This window comes from Thalassotalea sp. G2M2-11 (genome assembly GCF_017168195.1).
GTDB lineage: Bacteria > Pseudomonadota > Gammaproteobacteria > Enterobacterales > Alteromonadaceae > Thalassotalea_E.
The window spans coordinates 1-17,774 of sequence record NZ_JADNYL010000006.1; the positions used below are offsets into that span (position 1 = coordinate 1).

General features: G+C 35.6%; 18 protein-coding genes. 13 read left to right on the forward strand and 5 right to left on the reverse strand.

The features are described 5' to 3' along the window. Positions 1 to 199 precede the first annotated feature (199 nt). The gene (locus IV514_RS16570) at positions 200 to 640 is read left to right on the forward strand and encodes an RNA-binding protein (RefSeq protein ID WP_206486435.1); all 441 of its coding nucleotides are present in this window, start codon (positions 200 to 202) and stop codon (positions 638 to 640) included. Positions 641 to 892: 252 nt separating this feature from the next. Beyond that, positions 893 to 1,927, forward strand: coding sequence for a tRNA (uridine(54)-C5)-methyltransferase TrmA (trmA, locus tag IV514_RS16575; RefSeq protein ID WP_241242444.1), 1,035 nt, complete (start codon positions 893 to 895; stop codon positions 1,925 to 1,927). Here trmA and fabR read toward each other — a convergent pair. Next, positions 1,913 to 2,548, reverse strand: a complete 636-nt coding sequence (fabR, locus tag IV514_RS16580; RefSeq protein WP_206486437.1) for an HTH-type transcriptional repressor FabR — start codon at positions 2,546 to 2,548, stop codon at positions 1,913 to 1,915. The two genes, trmA and fabR, sit on opposite strands and share 15 nt — an antisense overlap. A 245-nt stretch (positions 2,549 to 2,793) precedes the next feature. On the opposite strand from fabR, the gene IV514_RS16585 reads away from it, so the two are divergent. Both IV514_RS16585 and sthA read left to right on the forward strand, forming a co-directional pair. Continuing rightward, positions 2,794 to 3,912, forward strand: coding sequence for a fatty acid desaturase (locus IV514_RS16585; RefSeq protein WP_206486438.1), 1,119 nt, complete (start codon positions 2,794 to 2,796; stop codon positions 3,910 to 3,912). Positions 3,913 to 3,991: 79 nt separating this feature from the next. Beyond that, positions 3,992 to 5,419: a Si-specific NAD(P)(+) transhydrogenase gene (gene sthA / locus IV514_RS16590; protein ID WP_206486439.1), complete on the forward strand. Its 1,428-nt coding sequence runs from the start codon at positions 3,992 to 3,994 to the stop codon at positions 5,417 to 5,419. A 41-nt stretch (positions 5,420 to 5,460) separates the two neighbouring features. Here sthA and IV514_RS16595 read toward each other — a convergent pair whose 3' ends face one another. After that, positions 5,461 to 5,868 (reverse strand): hypothetical protein, encoded by a 408-nt coding sequence (locus IV514_RS16595; RefSeq protein WP_206486440.1) that lies wholly within the window; start codon positions 5,866 to 5,868, stop codon positions 5,461 to 5,463. A gap of 180 nt (positions 5,869 to 6,048) precedes the next feature. Next, positions 6,049 to 7,116: a uroporphyrinogen decarboxylase gene (hemE, locus tag IV514_RS16600; protein ID WP_206486441.1), complete on the reverse strand. Its 1,068-nt coding sequence runs from the start codon at positions 7,114 to 7,116 to the stop codon at positions 6,049 to 6,051. Positions 7,117 to 7,644: 528 nt separating this feature from the next. Between hemE and IV514_RS16605 the strand changes: the two genes are divergently transcribed. Genes IV514_RS16605 through IV514_RS16615 form a run of 3 tightly spaced genes read left to right on the forward strand, consistent with a single transcriptional unit; the run spans position 7,645 to position 10,712 of the window. After that, complete coding sequence (locus tag IV514_RS16605; protein ID WP_206486442.1) at positions 7,645 to 8,976, forward strand: site-specific integrase; 1,332 nt, start codon at positions 7,645 to 7,647, stop codon at positions 8,974 to 8,976. A 49-nt stretch (positions 8,977 to 9,025) separates the two neighbouring features. Further along, on the forward strand, positions 9,026 to 9,733 hold the full coding sequence (locus IV514_RS16610) for a hypothetical protein (protein ID WP_206486443.1): 708 nt from the start codon (positions 9,026 to 9,028) through the stop codon (positions 9,731 to 9,733). A gap of 22 nt (positions 9,734 to 9,755) precedes the next feature. After that, positions 9,756 to 10,712, forward strand: coding sequence for a metallophosphoesterase family protein (locus IV514_RS16615; protein ID WP_206486444.1), 957 nt, complete (start codon positions 9,756 to 9,758; stop codon positions 10,710 to 10,712). Between the two features lie 257 nt (positions 10,713 to 10,969). Here the strand turns inward: IV514_RS16615 and IV514_RS16620 are convergent, their stop codons facing one another. Together IV514_RS16620 and IV514_RS16625 are read right to left on the reverse strand one after the other, a co-directional pair. Beyond that, positions 10,970 to 12,028 carry a hypothetical protein gene (locus tag IV514_RS16620; protein ID WP_206486445.1) on the reverse strand — a complete coding sequence of 353 codons (1,059 nt, stop codon included), beginning with the start codon at positions 12,026 to 12,028 and terminating at the stop codon, positions 10,970 to 10,972. Between the two features lie 5 nt (positions 12,029 to 12,033). Then, positions 12,034 to 12,315, reverse strand: a complete 282-nt coding sequence (locus IV514_RS16625) for a hypothetical protein (RefSeq protein ID WP_206486446.1) — start codon at positions 12,313 to 12,315, stop codon at positions 12,034 to 12,036. 307 nt (positions 12,316 to 12,622) lie between these two features. Between IV514_RS16625 and IV514_RS16630 the strand changes: the two genes are divergently transcribed. The 6 genes from IV514_RS16630 to IV514_RS16655 all read left to right on the forward strand — a co-directional run bounded on the left by IV514_RS16630 (position 12,623) and on the right by IV514_RS16655 (position 17,672). Continuing rightward, a complete protein-coding gene (locus IV514_RS16630; protein ID WP_206486447.1) occupies positions 12,623 to 12,829 on the forward strand; it encodes a helix-turn-helix domain-containing protein in 207 nt (68 codons plus the stop codon). Beyond that, the gene (locus IV514_RS16635) at positions 12,822 to 13,169 is read left to right on the forward strand and encodes a hypothetical protein (protein WP_206486448.1); all 348 of its coding nucleotides are present in this window, start codon (positions 12,822 to 12,824) and stop codon (positions 13,167 to 13,169) included. The genes IV514_RS16630 and IV514_RS16635 overlap by 8 nt, the downstream gene beginning before the upstream one ends. Beyond that, positions 13,145 to 14,956 carry a replication endonuclease gene (locus IV514_RS16640; RefSeq protein WP_206486449.1) on the forward strand — a complete coding sequence of 604 codons (1,812 nt, stop codon included), beginning with the start codon at positions 13,145 to 13,147 and terminating at the stop codon, positions 14,954 to 14,956. Before IV514_RS16635 ends, IV514_RS16640 begins: the two co-directional genes overlap by 25 nt. A gap of 447 nt (positions 14,957 to 15,403) precedes the next feature. Further along, the gene (locus tag IV514_RS16645) at positions 15,404 to 16,228 is read left to right on the forward strand and encodes a TIGR04255 family protein (RefSeq protein WP_206486450.1); all 825 of its coding nucleotides are present in this window, start codon (positions 15,404 to 15,406) and stop codon (positions 16,226 to 16,228) included. Beyond that, positions 16,225 to 16,818 carry a hypothetical protein gene (locus tag IV514_RS16650; protein WP_206486451.1) on the forward strand — a complete coding sequence of 198 codons (594 nt, stop codon included), beginning with the start codon at positions 16,225 to 16,227 and terminating at the stop codon, positions 16,816 to 16,818. The genes IV514_RS16645 and IV514_RS16650 overlap by 4 nt, the downstream gene beginning before the upstream one ends. Positions 16,819 to 16,826: 8 nt before the next feature. Beyond that, complete coding sequence (locus IV514_RS16655; protein ID WP_206486452.1) at positions 16,827 to 17,672, forward strand: hypothetical protein; 846 nt, start codon at positions 16,827 to 16,829, stop codon at positions 17,670 to 17,672. Positions 17,673 to 17,774: the final 102 nt, after the last annotated feature.

Here is a 17,774-nt window from a genome sequence, read left to right on the forward strand (position 1 = left end):
GATCGTTTGCATGTTAAATAAACAGTTTGTTGGATCCTTCGACATAAATAGGTCAAAGATCGCCGATTACGCAGAAATTTTTGATTAACTTCAGCCTAAAGAATAAATTTTGCACTTATTATAGTTGCACTAAATGAAAAGCTGGGTAACATAGAATTGCTATTTAATGCATTTTAAAAATAATAATTTAGGTATTCATATGAAAGTCCCCCAAGGTATAACAATTGTAGTTGCACTGATATTAGCGGTAATAGGTTTCTTTATTGCAGGTGCTGTTGAACTTTCCCCTGCACTAATTGCGGTTTTACTTTTTGCTTCAGCTCTTATTCCTTCATTCTTTGGTAGTTCGGTAGCAAATGGAGAAGACAATGGTGAAGTTAAAACACTATATGTAGGTAACCTTCCTTATCGAGCAAACGAAGGTGCGGTTAGAGCACTCTTTTCCGATTATGGTAATGTTCATTCAGTACGTTTAATGAAAGATAAACATACAGGTAAGCGAAGAGGCTTTGGCTTTGTCGAAATGTCTGCTTCTGATGCTGAACATGCTATTTCAAAGTTAAATGATTCAGAATTTCAGCAGCGTACATTAAAAGTACGTGAAGCGAAGGAGCGTCCTGACAAACCTACAGAAGAATAGGAATTTCCTCTTAGTTATCAAAAAAACCGCAGCAATGCGGTTTTTTATTATCTTCAATTGTTCAATTCCCCGACAGAAGTTGACGAAAAATTTATTCATATGCACTAAAATAGCACTAGACAAACGTGTAGTGATCGTTAAGATCTTCGCCCTTTTCTCATGCAACATCATTTTACTTAAAAGGTTCACTTTATGTTTAGCCATGTTCACCCTGACTTATATCAAGAGCAGCTATCAAATAAACAGCAAAACATGACAGCATTATTTGCTGAATTAAGTGTGCCTCAATTTGATGTGTACCCATCTCAACCTTTACATTATCGGCAACGTGCTGAATTTAGAGTATGGCATGAAGGAGATGATCTTTATTACATCATGTTTGATCAAAAGACTAAGCAAAAGTTTAAAGTGGAGCACTTTCCTGTTGCTAGTCAGTTGATCAACCAACTAATGTCAGCTTTATTAAACACAATAAAAGATCAGCCTGTGTTAAGGGAACGTTTATTCCAAGTTGACTTTCTCGCCACATTAAGTGGAGAGGCTGTACTCAGTTTACTTTATCATAAGCAACTTGATGGAAATTGGGAGAAACAAGCACAATGGTTAAAAGCGCAATTATCAAGTATTTGCCCTACTCATATTATTGGTCGTGCAAGAAAACAAAAAGTGATCATCGATCAAGACTTTGTCATTGAGACGCTCACTGTAGGTGAACAAACGTTTCAATATCAGCAAGTAGAAAATAGCTTCACCCAACCCAATGCAAAAGTGAATGAGAAAATGCTATTATGGGCACAACAAGCAACCGCCAATAAAGGTGGTGATCTGGTTGAGCTCTATTGTGGTAATGGTAATTTTAGTATTGCATTGGCGCAAAACTTCGATCGGGTGCTTGGTACTGAGATCTCAAAAACTTCGGTTAAATCAGCCCAAACAAATATCGCTATGAATAATATTGATAATATTCATATTATTCGAATGTCGAGTGAAGAATTCAGTCAGGCGATGAATGGCGAGCGACAATTTCGACGCTTAGCAGATTTTGATCTTAGCAGTTACCGCTATGAAACAGTACTCGTTGATCCGCCACGCGCAGGTTTAGATCCCGACAGTGTAGAACTGGTCAGTCGCTTTAATGATATTATCTATATATCATGTAATCCAGACACCTTAAAAGACAATCTGAAAACATTGGTCAAAACACATCGGATTGAGAAAGTAGCCCTATTTGACCAATTCCCTTACACGGATCATATTGAAACAGGTGTGATACTAACTCGACGGTAATGATTTGTTGCTCTCTTTACGTAAAGCAAGTTCCATGGCGCCACGGGCAATAAAACGTAATTGTTGAATAGTACGATATGCCAATTGTTCACGCTCTTTTTTATCGGCATCTAATGCATCAGAGCCGGCACTAAATACAATAGTTACCGCAGCGTTGGCTTGTAGATAAGCCACTTCTGCATCTAATTTGTTGGCTTGCTGTAGATAATCACATAGCTCGAGCGTGAAAAAGCTAATTTCTCTGTTAACTGCTGCACGAAAAGCAGCCGAGGTACCTGAGCGTTCCCGCAATAACAATCGAAAAATATTGCCATTACTTTCAATAAACTCCATAAATGTTTGTACGGAGATTTGAATAACAGACCCTCCTTTTTCAATACGCTGACGTGCTTGACGCATCAACTGGCGCAAAGTTAAACCGGCTTCATCTACTAATGTCAGGCCCAGCTCATCCATATCAGAAAAGTGCCGATAAAATGATGTTGGGGCTAACCCCGCTTCTTTAGCGACTTCTCGTAAACTTAAACTAGAAAAACTTCGTTCACTACTCAATTGCCCTAGCGCAGCATCGATTAATTGTCGCCGAGTTTTTTCTTTCTGTTGCGCTCTAATACCGACCATGTAGTTTATTCCAATCAGGTTTGGATGATTCAAGCACTATATGATACTGAAATAATTAACCAATGCTAGAGCGTGTTGCTCTAAAGCACATCATCAAAGATAAAATAGCAGTGGCGGCACAGTAGTTTCAGCTTACAATTGTAATAAATAGTTAATAGATTCTACTTGACTCATCTGGTACGAAAACTAAAATAGCGTACACATGTACACCTAAATTACCTACGGTATTAAATTCCGGAACATTTATGAATAAACCTAACATCATCTGGCTAAATGTCAGCGTGTTTCTCATCACGTTTCTATTTGCAGCTGTTGCTGTGCCTTATCGAGCCATCACCCATGGCTTTGACAGTGCTGAAATAATCATGGCAGTCCTGTGTTTTATTTATTGCGGTATGTCAATTACCGCGGGTTACCATAGATTATGGTCACATAAAACCTACCAAGCCCATTGGTCATTGCGCTTGATTTATGCTTTAGGTGGTGCCTTCGCGTTACAGAACAGTATATTGCATTGGTCGTCGGATCATCGTGTTCACCATAAGCATGTAGATAACAACGATATCGATCCTTACTCTGCTAAGAGAGGCTTTTGGTATTCACATATTGGTTGGATGCTTCGAGAGTACCAAGCACACCGTTACACAAATTACGACAATGTCAGGGATTTACAAAAAGATCCAATAGTGTGTTGGCAGCACAAATATTATTTAGTCCTTACCATAGGAATGAACTTTGGTATTCCATTACTGTTTGGTTGGTTACATGGCGATATTATCAGTAGTTTACTCTTAGTCGGCGTATTGCGTTTAGTGCTGAGCCATCACACCACATTTTTTATTAACTCATTGGCGCATATTTGGGGCAAACAAACTTACACTGAGAAGAATACCGCCCGAGACAATGGCTTTTTGGCATTGCTTACCTTTGGCGAAGGCTATCACAATTTTCACCACATCTTTGAAAATGATTACCGCAACGGCATTCGTTGGTGGCAATTTGATCCCACCAAGTGGTTAATTAAAAGTTGTTATTACTTAGGGTTAACATCAAAGTTAAGAGTGAGTCCTGAAGATAAAATTGAAAAAGCACGTTTAACTATGGTGTTTAAAAAACGTCAACAACAACTCGTTTCGCACCCGAATGCGGAACAATTATTAGCACGATTACAGCACGAGTATGACGTTCTCATCGTTAAGCTAAATGACTATTATGAGATTAAGAAAACATTGTTCGCCAATAAACGCGCAAAATTAATGGCTGATGTTGAGCGCTCAGAACTAATGGGACAATATAAAGAACTTAAACAACGGCTAATAGAACAACAGCGTAGCTGGCAATTCTTTATTGAAAAACACGCATAAACAATAATTTATTAGTTACCATTGTCTTAATTCCTGCTAAAATTTTTCTTAATCTAACGCAGGAATTGAGGCGCTTTCATTGACTACACAAACACCTTCTTCTACTAACACTCCACAATACGATTTTGACGCCATTATCATTGGTACCGGCCCTGGCGGCGAAGGGGCGGCGATGAATTTGGCCAAAAAAGAAAAACGTGTCGCAATTATAGAGCGTTATCATAAAGTTGGCGGTGGCTGTACGCATTGGGGCACAATCCCTTCAAAAGCATTGCGTCAATCGGTTAGCAGGCTTATCGAGTACAATTCAAACCCACTATTTAATGCCGGTGCTAATGCTAAGCATTTAACATTTCAAGACATTCTCAGTCACGCGTCTGGCGTTATCCATAAGCAAGTTAAGCTTCGCAGTGGCTTTTATAACCGTAACCGGGTTGAGCACTTTTTAGGTGAAGCATCATTTGTTGATGCGCACACCATAAGAATTTTAAAACATGATGGTTCAGTTGAAAAAATTACGGCAAAACAAATTGTCATAGCGACAGGCTCACGCCCTTATCACCCTGAAGATATCGACTTTAATCATCCAAGAGTGTATGACTCAGACAGTATTTTAGAACTTAGTCATGCTCCTCGTCATGTCATTATCTATGGTGCAGGAGTCATTGGCAGTGAATATGCTTCTATTTTTAGAGGGCTTGGCATCAAAGTCGACTTGATCAATACCAGAGATCGCTTGTTATCCTTTTTAGATGCCGAAATGTCTGACTCTCTCAGTTATCACCTTTGGAACAACGGTGTCGTGATCCGCCACGGTGAACAAATCGAACGGGTAGATGCTACTGATGATCATGTGGTAGTTCATTTAGAGTCAGGTAAAAAAATGAAAGCTGATTGCTTGTTATGGGCGAACGGACGAACGGGAAATACTGCCGATCTAGAACTAAGCTCAGCAGGTTTAAAAGCCGATGGCCGTGGCCAATTAAAAGTGAATAAAAGCTACCAAACAGACGTTGACAACATATATGCAGTTGGTGATGTTATCGGTTACCCCAGTTTAGCCAGTGCGGCCTTTGATCAAGGTCGTATTTGTGCCAGTGCCATGTTAAGTAACGAGAGTAAGGCTAAACTTATCGTAGATATTCCAACCGGTATCTATACCATACCTGAGATCAGCTCTGTTGGTAAAACCGAGCAAGAACTCACAGAAGCCAAAATTCCTTATGAAGTGGGGCGTGCGCAGTTCAAGCACCTAGCCCGTGCGCAAATTTCTAATAATTTAGTTGGCTCATTGAAGATTTTATTTCACCGAGAAACTAAAGAAATTTTAGGTATTCACTGCTTTGGTGAAAATGCAGCAGAAATTATTCATATTGGTCAAGCGATTATGCAACAAGAAAATGGCGGTAACACCATTGAATACTTTGTGGAAACCACCTTCAATTATCCAACCATGGCAGAAGCATTTCGTGTAGCGGCGTTAAATGGGTTAAACCGCTTATTTTAGATAAAAACATCAACAAATATAAAAGCCTGTGATTTTTAGCATTAATAAGTCGCAGGCTTTCCTTGGTGAATCAAGACTTGCTCGGTGATACTAACTGGAACGCCCCACTGAAAGATCGTAATGACCTCAGGTTTTCGTTCAAATTTAGCCTTAATTATTGTGCCATCTTGACGGTAGGCTTTCGTTAAATTTAACGGCAGGTAACGATGACCATCGGTATCGACTAGCCCATAAAAGCCCCCTTCTAAATCGATATACCGTACCGTCAATTCTTGCCATTGTAATGCTTTGTTATTCATAGCGTCGCTATGACTAAGCTCAGTTCGATTAATTTTCGCATTCCCCTTTTTATTTTCCATTGCATGATTTTGCTGCTGACAAGCCGACAACAAATAGCTGAAAAATACTAAAGTTAAATATCGTAACGCCATATCAAATCCATCAAACATTTACCTATCCTGTTAGCCAGTGTATCTGTTGTCGTATTTACTACAAGAAAATCACTCAACTTATTTATCAATTAACAATGATGAACAATAGACAAAGGCATATCGTAAGATCAAAAACTCAAAATTAGGGCATTAAAAAAGGAGCTTGTTAGCTCCTTTTATCAAAATATAGGTAATATTTTATTTATGGTACGCTTTACTTAAACGATGGACCGATTCAATAAAGTGCCCAGCATGCTCAGGATTAACATCAGGGTGAATACCATGGCCTAAGTTAAATACGTGACCAGTACCTGTGTTACCAAAACCTTTTAAGATGGTTGCCACTTCTTGTTCAATGCGTTCTACTGGTGCGTATAACATTGAAGGATCCATATTGCCTTGCAACGCAACTTTATCACCAACGCGGGCTTTTGCATTTTCAATATCTATAGTCCAGTCAAGACCTACGCCGTCACAACCTGTTGCCGCGATATCTTCTAACCACATGCCACCATTTTTAGTAAATAAAGTCACTGGCACTTTACGACCATCGTTTTCACGCGTTAGGCCATCAACAATTTTTGCCATGTACTGTAATGAGAAGTCTTTATAGTCACGAGGAGATAACACGCCGCCCCAAGTATCAAACACCATCACAGACTGTGCACCTGCAGCAATTTGCGCATTTAAATACGAAATCACTGAGTCAGCTAATTTATCTAATAAAAGGTGTAATGTTTGCGGCTCGGCATACATCATTTTCTTGATCTTAGTGAAAGCTTTTGAGCTGCCACCTTCAACCATATAAGTTGCTAACGTCCAAGGGCTGCCTGAAAAGCCAATCAATGGCACCTGCCCTTTTAATTCTTTACGAATAGAACGCACCGCATTCATCACGTATTGTAATTCACCTTCAGGATCCGGCTGACCGATTTTATCAACATCCGCTTTGCAAGTAATAGGACGTTCAAATTTTGGCCCTTCACCCGTTTCAAAATACAAACCTAATCCCATCGCATCAGGAATGGTTAAAATATCAGAAAACAAAATAGCAGCATCTAATGGGAAACGACGCAAGGGTTGTATCGTCACTTCAGTCGCTAATTCGGTATTACGGCACAACGACATAAAGTCGCCTGCTTGTTTACGCGTCTCTTTATATTCAGGTAAATAACGGCCAGCCTGTCTCATCATCCATACAGGTGTATAATCCACAGGTTGACGTAATAAAGCGCGTAAATAAGTGTCGTTTTTTAAATCAGTCATTAAGAGTTATCCATTAAATCAAGTCGCCGCATTCTATCACTGACAAATTTTTTGATCTATGTTCTAAATCAAATCAAGCAAATTATTCCTCCCTTGAATAAAACTTATCCGCTGAAGCCCTTTACCAATCATGTACTTAGTTTTAACAATTTAATAACGTTCATTTTTTGCACTCATATACGAATAAAATCGTGGTATAAATGCTCTAATAAAGTTGTTGCACAAGCAAAATCCCTTTGCTATAAATTGTCCCGCGCTAACGAAAACAATAATAATAAGAAAACAAAAATTAATAAGAAGCTAGTTAAACTAGACCATACAGCGAGCATTTCAAGCCTTACATTTGTAAGGCTTTTTTATTGCCTAAAATAATGTGTTAACATTAACAGACGTTAACGAACAAGGGCTACAGCAAGAGATGCAAGGTTTTCGACATTATCCAAAATTAACGGAAATTGCCCAAAATATACATTCAAAGTATCCCCAGAGTATCCCCGAGATGAATCCCCAAATAATAACGGTGCTTTTATGAGTAAAAGGTTCAACTTTACAATCGCGGCAATAAATAACATTAAATTACCCGAAAAAGGTCGAGTAGAGTATCGAGACACGAAAGTACCAGAACTAACATTAAGGGTAACTGCTAACGGGTCGATGTCTTTCTCTGTCGCGAAGAAAATTGGCAGTAAATATGTAAGAGTTACCTTAGGTAAATTTCCAGCCAATACGATAGAACAAGCCCGAAAAAAAGCACGGGAAAATCTACTACTTTTAGAGAATGGAATTAACCCTACTGAAAAAAAACGTACCGAACGGATTAAACAATTATCCGTTGCTGATCCCTATCAACAATATGAAGATAATTTCAAAGCGAGAATAAAAGTAGGTGAGCGCAGACAAAAATCATTAGATGATTTTAGTCGTACTTGGAAGCTTCACGTAAAACCAAGAATTGCAAAATATAGAGCTAAAGAAGTTAGCCATGCTATCGCTTTAAAAGTAACCGATGATATTAAGGCAAACTTAACTGCAGGATTATTTAATGCTTCAATTGCTTTATTAAGAGCTATGTTTAAATTTGCTGTTAGTCATGAGTTAGTGATAAGCAACCCGTTTTCTAGCATTTCAAAAGTACGCATTGAATCAAGAACTCGCTTTTTAAGTAGAGAAGAAATTGCCAAACTATTTGATTCACTAAAAGAAGAAAAACAAATTTACCAAGATGTTGTGCAAATACTCATTTATACAGGACAACGAAAAGGTAATGTTTACTCTATGGAATGGTCTGAATTAGATCTTGAACGTGGCGTTTGGACTATTCCTCATAGTAAAACCAAAACTAAAACCGTTTATCATGCTCAACTTGCAACGCCAGCAGTTGAGATTTTAAAACGCAGACAAATCGAACATGAAAGTTTATTTGGTGATTCCCCTTTCGTTTTTGCTACAAGGCAACGCGCTAATCAAAAAGGTCACTTATCAACGAAAAGTGATAATTCTGGCTATTGGAAACGCATAATAGAACGTGCTGGTTTGTATTCTGAGGACACCTCAACCCGAATTACTCCTCACACCATGCGTAAAACTTTAGCGAGCTGGCAGGCACTTGAAGGCGTTGATTTATTGTCAATATCCAAAAGCCTAGGACATTCTGATATATCCACCACAGCGAAAGCATACGCTCATTTATCAGGTGATACCGTTAAAGCAGGGGTACAAAAAGCAACAGATGCTTTACAAAAAGCAGCAAATCTAACAAATGGTATAAATTACCAAGTTAAATTAATTAAACTAGTTAAAACACTTACAGAAGATCAATGCAAGGCAACTATAGAGCATTTGAATAACCAGAATATATAAGGCAAAAATAATTGTGACCTCGACACGAATCAAATTTACTACCGAAGAAATGAAAATCGCATTAAGTGATATTTTGAATGCGGAAAATAAAGGAAACAAAATAATAGAGATATTTGGAAATACTGATAATTTTCAGAACTCATTAAGTGCTCATATTGTTAACTTCATAAATGACTTTTTTAGTATAACTACTAAATTTTCTATGAATAACGTAAAAAGTAACCTAAAAGCTGAAAACATAATTTCACCAACGTTATTAGATAAAAACCCGATTTCCTTATTTGAGATATCAGAAGATGATGATCAACAAATGAAAGCCTTCAAAACACAAATACACCACTATTATTTAGAATCAGAAAAAATTGCTCCATTGGCAACCGAATATTTCGGATACGCACTTAGCTGTTTAGCTGCAAATTTAGTCAACTCAGGAAGAAAGTTTCTATCTCTAGCTATTGAAGATTACTTAAACCAGTGCTCACCTATTTCAAATGCTTTAAAGAATGCAAAAGTTTCCGAGGCAAAATCTGAAATTGCAAAAACCTCTGCTAAAAAAGGAGCAGAAAAACGATGGAAAGCAAAAGAAAAAACAAAACAATTTGCACTCGAATTATATAAAAGTGGAACATTTAAAAATCCAAGCCAAGGAGCAGAAAAGTTAACCGAACAAATTTTTGAATATGGTAAATCCGTAGGGTTTCACTTTTCGGGTATTTTTCAAGCAAATAAAACTATTTATAAATGGTTCTTGGATTAATAAAAGTGAAAAATTATCTTACATGAAAATATTAGCATTCTCAGATATCCACAATAATCTCGACTGTTTACAAAAGCTAATCGAACAAACTATTAATGACTCTTTCGATCTAATCATTATTGCAGGAGATATTGGAGATGAAAAAGCGGAAGAATTCTTTAATGCATTACAGGGATTTTCTTGTCCGATTTTCTATGTATATGGTAACTGGGATAACACTTTAAACTACGAACAAAAATTTTTGCATAATGCTGTTCATATCCATCAAAACATTCAACATTTAAACGGTTATCACTTCACAGGATACAGCGGCTGCCCTGCAAACTGGGGGAAAAACCCTAATTACATTGAGCTAAATAATCTCTTAATTAAAAAATACAAAACTCTTTTACTTAATCAGGAAGAGTTAAATACTAACTTAAAATTTAAACTTGATTCATTGCATAGTAAATATGAAGGAGTTATTGATTATACCTTTGATGGCATTAAGAGAACAGCTAAAGAAATTAAACTCTTAAAAGCTAGAAGTAATGAATATAGGACTAAGCGCACAGAATTATTAGAAATTCATAGAACACCTATATTTGAATTAGAAAAAACTACTGAATATAAAGCATATTTAGTAGATAAAAAATTAATGTATGACAAGATTTTACACAATAACAAGCAAAACCTTGTAGATGAAATCACTAAGGCAGACGTTGATATTCAGAAAACTATCATTATCACACATGATAGATTTACATACCTAAATAACTACTTCTCAAGCTCACCATTACTTCACTTATTCGGGCATCGACATCAATTTAATCATACCCATAATCAAGGTACCCATTTTGTTAACGTGGCCCACTTAGATAATGAACAATCATTATTTTCACTTGCAATGAATAAACCGCAAGAAGATATCATTGGTAACTATTGCATACTAACGTTATCAGATAGATGTGTTGACAGTTTAAAAGTAAATTTGAAATAAACTAGATGAATTACAGACAAACATTTAGGTAGATATTGTAGGTTGTTAACATTTATATCTTTTTAAAGAACTCCATCTTTCGCATACATATTCTTATCGAGCTTAACTTAATAAAAAATATACATTTAAATAATAATTTATAAATCCCAGTCAAAGTAGCACAAAAATCAATCGAATAAATTTGTAAGTCTTGCAAATTTGTTCTATTTCACTTTTTAAGTAAATAAAAGAATTTACAATTTCTTATTTAATAACATTTAAAATAAATTGAATTTTTGCCCTACAAACAAACCGAAAACCCATTCATGATTTTCACTGTCCCATGAAGATTTTATTCCGCCCGTCAGGTTGCTTTTGCTATCTTGTAAGAAATAAATAGGAAGCGAAAATTTAGTCGAATCATCAGCAGTGTTATGAGTCAATTTAGGCGATAACGCCAAATTAAAACCATTCAAAGGAACAGGAACTCTCAATGAAATTGAAATATTTCTATTAGTTGATTTTTCCGGAGCTCCAGAAATACCCGTAATACAATTTAAAATATCTTCCCCTTCTTCTGGGTCATTAGGGCATTTAGTAATTGATTTTTGGGCTTCAAACTTTCGTTGAAATTCGTACTCTAAAGTAATCATATATTCATTTGGCACAACATAAGTATAATAAACACTTGCTCCTAGAGGGTTTTCGCCTTCTGTATCAGTCTCTAAACTATTTACTTTAAAATACTCGAAGTCTTTCTTACCTGCTGTTGCAGTAAATCCATATAGTTGAATCGGCTCTGTTAAAATAGATGCCCAAAAATCTGTCATATTAAATCCAGATATATCACCTTTCTCCTTATTAAAGTTTTTAGTTAAAGTATCTATTTTAACATTACAATCCTCTGCTTTTTTAAAATTGAATACATCAGGGTTTTCTTCACAATACTCAACATATTTTTCAGCAAAGATTGGCTCCAGCTTACTCTTACCAAAAAGAACATTTTTATAATTTACCTTTACAGAAAATGCATTTGTGAAAGCATCAGTTTTCGAATCATAAAATTTTGCTTCTGATGTGTCTTCATCAAGTGGCGCAGTAAATAAAACACTAAAGTTATTACTTCCTTTAATAGGGCTGATTTTTATTGATGCTGTTTTTTCATCTGTACTTGCATTTAATTCAAACGCATTTACGCTTGAACTACTCTCACTTGTAGGAGAATCTCCTACCCCTTTATCTAATGCTTTAAACACCTCATCAGGTATTTCAGTATTGGCTTCTACCTGACATGTAATAAATAAGAATAATAGAGTTATTTTAATATATATGTTCATTTTAATTACCCCGTAATCCTTACCATTAATAAATCTCTACCACCATCTATTGTTTGTTCATCGGTTGGATAAGTGGCTTTGGTAGCGCCTGTTAAAACTAGTTTATATTTCTGGCCGCTACTTCCTACAACTTCAGCCAACATTATGTATTTGTTACCTTCTTCTACTCCAAAGAGAGCCAATTTAGAATTTTGAATTATTTGCTTAACACCTGTAATAGCATCTTGTAATACAAATTGAGCTATGAGGTCATTTTCTCCTGTTATCTCGGCTTTGATGTTTTTCATTTTCATTCCTTTTTATAAAAATATATGAGTACATACATAAAGTTACAGCATATTTTATGTATGATTATGAATTTAGCTCGGAATATTGTAGGGAGAAGAAATGAAAAATAGCGTTCCTTGCTAAGCATTAGTATTGTACATAAAATGTACGATTTAACAATTATTATAAAAATTCAAATATTCTTATGGCTGCTATAAGAATATTCAACGCAGCCATAAGTAACTAACTAGCAGCTACAAGCGGTTACTCCAGATAAATCTACCTTCATATTGATATCCGAATTTAACTTAATTAACGGATATACATATGAACAACAACTTATTAACCCCAAAACAAGCCGCAGATATTTTAGGTGTAACTATCGGTACTCTTGCCGTTTGGCGTTGTACTGCTCGTTACCCTCTCCCATTCGTAAAAATTGGTCGTCGTGTTAAATATCGCCTTAATGACATTAACAACTTCATTGAGAACGGCGTAAGTAATTTTGCAGAAGGTGAAGATTGTTATGCCTAATTCAACCTTGCAAGATCTTCCTAAATTAACGTTTGAACAATGTCGATTATTAACTTGGCTTTCATCACCTGAAACGAACTTTGAAATATGTCGAGAGATTGGCTACTCATACCGAAAAATAAATGGGTTAAATAGCTATGTAGATTCTCGCCATGCGCCATTTAAATTTGATACCAGATCATTAATTAAATTAGAAAATGAAAATTTAGTAACTAGTGAATTTATTTATCCATTTGGGATGAAATATCAACGCTACTTTTTAACAGAAGCTGGTCAAGTTTACGTGATGTTATTAGCTAACAGTAAAGGTATGTCATGGACAGATTTTCAGACAGCTTAGTTTCTAAAGCAATTAACGCTCAAGATGACATACTAGCGCCCTATTTAGCTAAAGTTGATAAGTACGATGATAGTTTTATCACAAAGCGTCTCAGCTATTTTTCTAATGCGATTAAAACAGCAATATTAGAAGAGGCGTTTAAACAGCCGACAAATTACCAACGCAACAGGCACATATTAGACACGACAAAAAAGCTGAATAAATTATTACCCAAAGAACTAGGACATATGTTCTTTTGCTACGATGACGACATAAATAAAAAGGCCAAAGAATGCGCAGCTTATTGCCGTAACATTGCGACAAATCCTAAACTACTAAATTTTTTAGCACTCAATTACAATAATCCCGTTAACGTTAACGGTTCGCTTCAATCCGTTAACGGAAATATAATCTCGAACAAAAGCGAATTAAACCGCTTTGAGGCGACTCAAGCCGTTAACGGAAAAATTAAACCGACAGCTAACGAATTAAAGCGACTTAATTCGAGCAATTCCCGTAACGGTAATTTCCCGTTAAACCATCAAGAGATCGCATATAACACAATAACCCGTAACGTAACGAAATTTGGATTAACACCGCCAACCCCAAATAAAAGAAAATCACTCAATGGCTGTATCAAACGACTAACAGATAATCGCTGGTGGTTACGTAAATTTCGAAAGTTGATCACACAAGCAAATGAAAAAGCCGCTATTCACTTAAATTTCGTTAATAGCAAACGACAGATTTATGCCAGCAATATCACAACGAAAAATAGAATTGCTCAACGATTACGTAACGAAGATTTACTTAGTTCACATTTTATTATTAACGATGCTGGTCAACGTTATTCATTACAAGAAATATCAAACCTCAATGTGTCAAATCCAAAAATTCGAAAAGACGAATTAATGTGTCGAGCTAGAGGCTTTGAAGATTTAGCGTTAGAACTAGGTCATGAAGCATTATTTATTACTATTACCTGCCCTTCTAAATATCATCGAGCTTTTGCAAAATCAGGGGCTGAAAACCCCAAATGGCAAGGTTATATGCCCGACGAAGCTAACGCCTATTTAAATAAACAGTGGCAAAAAACACGCGCAGAGTTAAAGCGACAAAACATCGAACCATATGGCTTTAGAGTTGTAGAACCGCAACATGACGGTACACCTCATTGGCACATGTTATTTTTTATCGAGCCCACCAAAGTCAACACATTACAATCTGTCATACGTCATTACGCTTTAGAAATAGACGGAGATGAAAAAGGTGCGGCAGAAAATCGTTGTGATTTTAAGAAGATTGACCCGAGTAAAGGTTCTGCAACAGGCTACATTTTAAAGTACATAGTTAAAAACATTGATGGTAAAGGGTTAGAGAAAGATCTATTTGGTAATGATGCCTTGCTAGTAGCACAACGAATCGATGCGTGGGCTTCCTGTTGGCGCATACGTCAATTTCAACAGATTGGTGGCGCTAGCGTTTCAATATGGCGCGAACTCAGACGTATAAAACAATCATTATTTAGTGAAAAAATAGAAAACTCTATAATTGAGCAAGCTCGAAATGCTGCTGATAATAGTGACTGGCAAGGTTATATTATTGCTATGGGTGGTATTCATATTAAACAAAAAGATCGCCCCATTAAACTTTACTATGATATTAATATTAATGAGCAAACAGGCGAGTGTCTGCAAAGTTATTACGATGGTGAAATAATTCAAAAAGTAAAAGGTTTAGTATGTGCTGGTAAAACTTTTGTGACCAGAGCATTCACATGGCGAGTCGAGAAACTTTCAAATACATAACATTGCTTAAATGCAAAAAAAATTCGGAAAATTCAGAAAAATAAAACGCTCTCAATTCCGCATAAATAAAGGAAATATTCAAAATTTACCAAACGAAAAATATTGCACTTTAATAAATTCAGAAAATTCGAAGGTACAATTACAAATTCCACTCGACTGAAAATCAGCTATAGCTGGAAAAATTCAGAAAAACTAAGACCTTTTAACTTTAAAAAGTCACATCATAGAAAAACTGCAGATAACAAACTAACTTTTCAAAATCAAATATAGTTAGAAATATTGTCTTACTTGGAGTTCTGTAAATAAGTGTACTACCATAGAAACAAAGCGTATAGTTAATAAACTATACGCTTTCAAACATATAGTTATTTTATATTTTTTTTGAACTTTTTCATGTATACTTTGACAAACTATACAGTAGATACTTTTTAATTAATGGATTAAATTTTGAAACAACTTCAAACTGCTGGCGTTCTAAAAAATGCTCCTGTTACGTACGTTTTATGCAAAATTGACTGTGGTGACTTCCTATCTTTTGATTCTCACCTTAATGAGAGTCAAGAATTATTTAGAAAGAACGGTTTTCCAATTTTTCACAAACAAACAATGAAAGACGTTCACATACGAACTGAGCACGGAATCAAAATAGAGGAAAGTGAAAAGCATACTTATCATTTTATTAGTGCAGATTATCAAAGTGGTGTTGTTATCTCTGGTGGGAATCTTTTTATACAAACAAAAAAATACATAAATTTCACTGTTTTTGCAGAACTAATTAAAAAGGCACATGAAATTTATTCATCTGTGACTGAAATGAATTTAGTAAGAGGTATAGGATTAAGGTATGTTGATATAATTGATCCTACAGATAACAAGCCTCTAAGTTACTATTTGAAACCATCTGTATTAAGCCCTGAATTTGGTAGTGAATCTGGTATAGTTCCAGCCGAAGCTAGAATGCAACATGCCTATAAAACAGAGTTAAATTCGATGTTATTTTTGCGAGTATTTGCAGGAAAAGGGTTTAAATTAGTGCCTGATGACTTAATTCCTATGGTGGAGCCTTTATTTGCCACTGCAGGAAACCAGCAAGAATTAATGAAGCAGTTCAATATCTCTGCCCTCATTGATACTGATCACGTTATTCAATTTAACCCCATAGTAGAAGCATCAAGTATTAATATTATTGAATTACTTAATGAAATGCATAAATATACTTCTCACTTATTTTGTAATACTGTAACACCAAACGCTATGGAGGAGTGGAGATGAATGACATAGACTCAAATCTTATTTCAAAGAACTCTACAGCTATCGGAGTGGGTGGCCTATTATTAGGTGTAGTATTTTTGGGAACTGGTGGTTCATCAATTACCACGAAATATAACAATGATAGAGGTGGATATTCTACTCCAGCAATTGTTCAAAACGATGCAATAATTCAAAAGTTTAAATTACAAGGTGATGATGGAAAAGCATTAGATTTTCAAAAGTTAAGTATTGAACTTATGAATACCTTTGGCTTTAGTATCCAGCAGTATAGCGAAATAATGCAGGTTACTCGCCCAACTATTTATAAGTGGCATGATTTAAATACTCCGATTAAAAAAGTCCAAAGTAGAAACCTTGATAGGCTAAAAAAGCTAAATGAATCATTATCAGGTATCAAAGATACTAGAAAACGCTATTTCTCAGACTGGCTGCGTAACCCTTTAGATAAAGATGCAGCTTTAATATCGGCTATGCTAATGGAAAACGATTTAGATGTGGGTGGTTTTATTGAACAACTTCCTGTAATTAATGTAAACTTGCATTCATATCAAGCATCGAAAGAATTGGATGATTTACTAGAACTAAGCTAAGGAAAGCAATGTCTGCTGTACATTTTGACAGAGATGCGTCCATTAAAAACGGTTGGCGACAAGGCTCACTGTTCAATAGTGAATCATCTCCCCTTTTGTATAATTTGTTACCACAACAGCATAAGATAAAGAATGCTATTTATATGGTTTTATCACACCCTTGTTCTTTACTGAATGCTAATTTAGATAGTGAGCCAGATTTAGAGTATATTGTTTGTAAGCAAATCGAAAAATTAGATGGAAATGCCACTTTTGGCAAAAACCCTCGATTGTTACATATCAATATTCAAGGGCATTTATTGGAACTACAACAAAAGTATAGGGGGTTTATTCAAAAGTCACCTATATCTAACGAACTACCAATGATAGCTTCTTTAGATTTTAATGATGAATCATTAATTACACGTTGGATGGCTAATAGATATATCACTACCGCCTTACCAGATATGTTTGAATTTAGGCTAAATAAAGCTAAAGCTAAATCAAAACTCACTAAAGCTTTTAACAGTGAAATTGGAAAGTATTGCAAATCAGTATATATATCATTGAACGAATTTATTAAAGACTTAAGCGATGACGAGTCATATGAATGTTCCTTAGTTTTCGTACTTAGCAGAGACAGTTATGCAAAGTATGTAGAAGAAGAAGATAATGAGCAATCAAGTTATAGTGATTTTTTAAAACGTATATCTGACATTATTGATCCCGTAGTTGGTATAAATCTTAATAGAGCTATGTTCGTTGGCGAGCATAGGCTTACTATCGAACAAGTTGAGTCTGGCAAACTTAAGAAATGGCAATTTGACTATGTTTCAATAGGTAAAGAAGGTGAAGTTGGAAGCCCTGTAATATAGACATACTTATGATCTCCACGTAAACAATCCCAAGTATCCCCACTGACTCCCAGAAAAACAAATAACAAATTATACCTTTAAAATACAACAACTTAATATAAA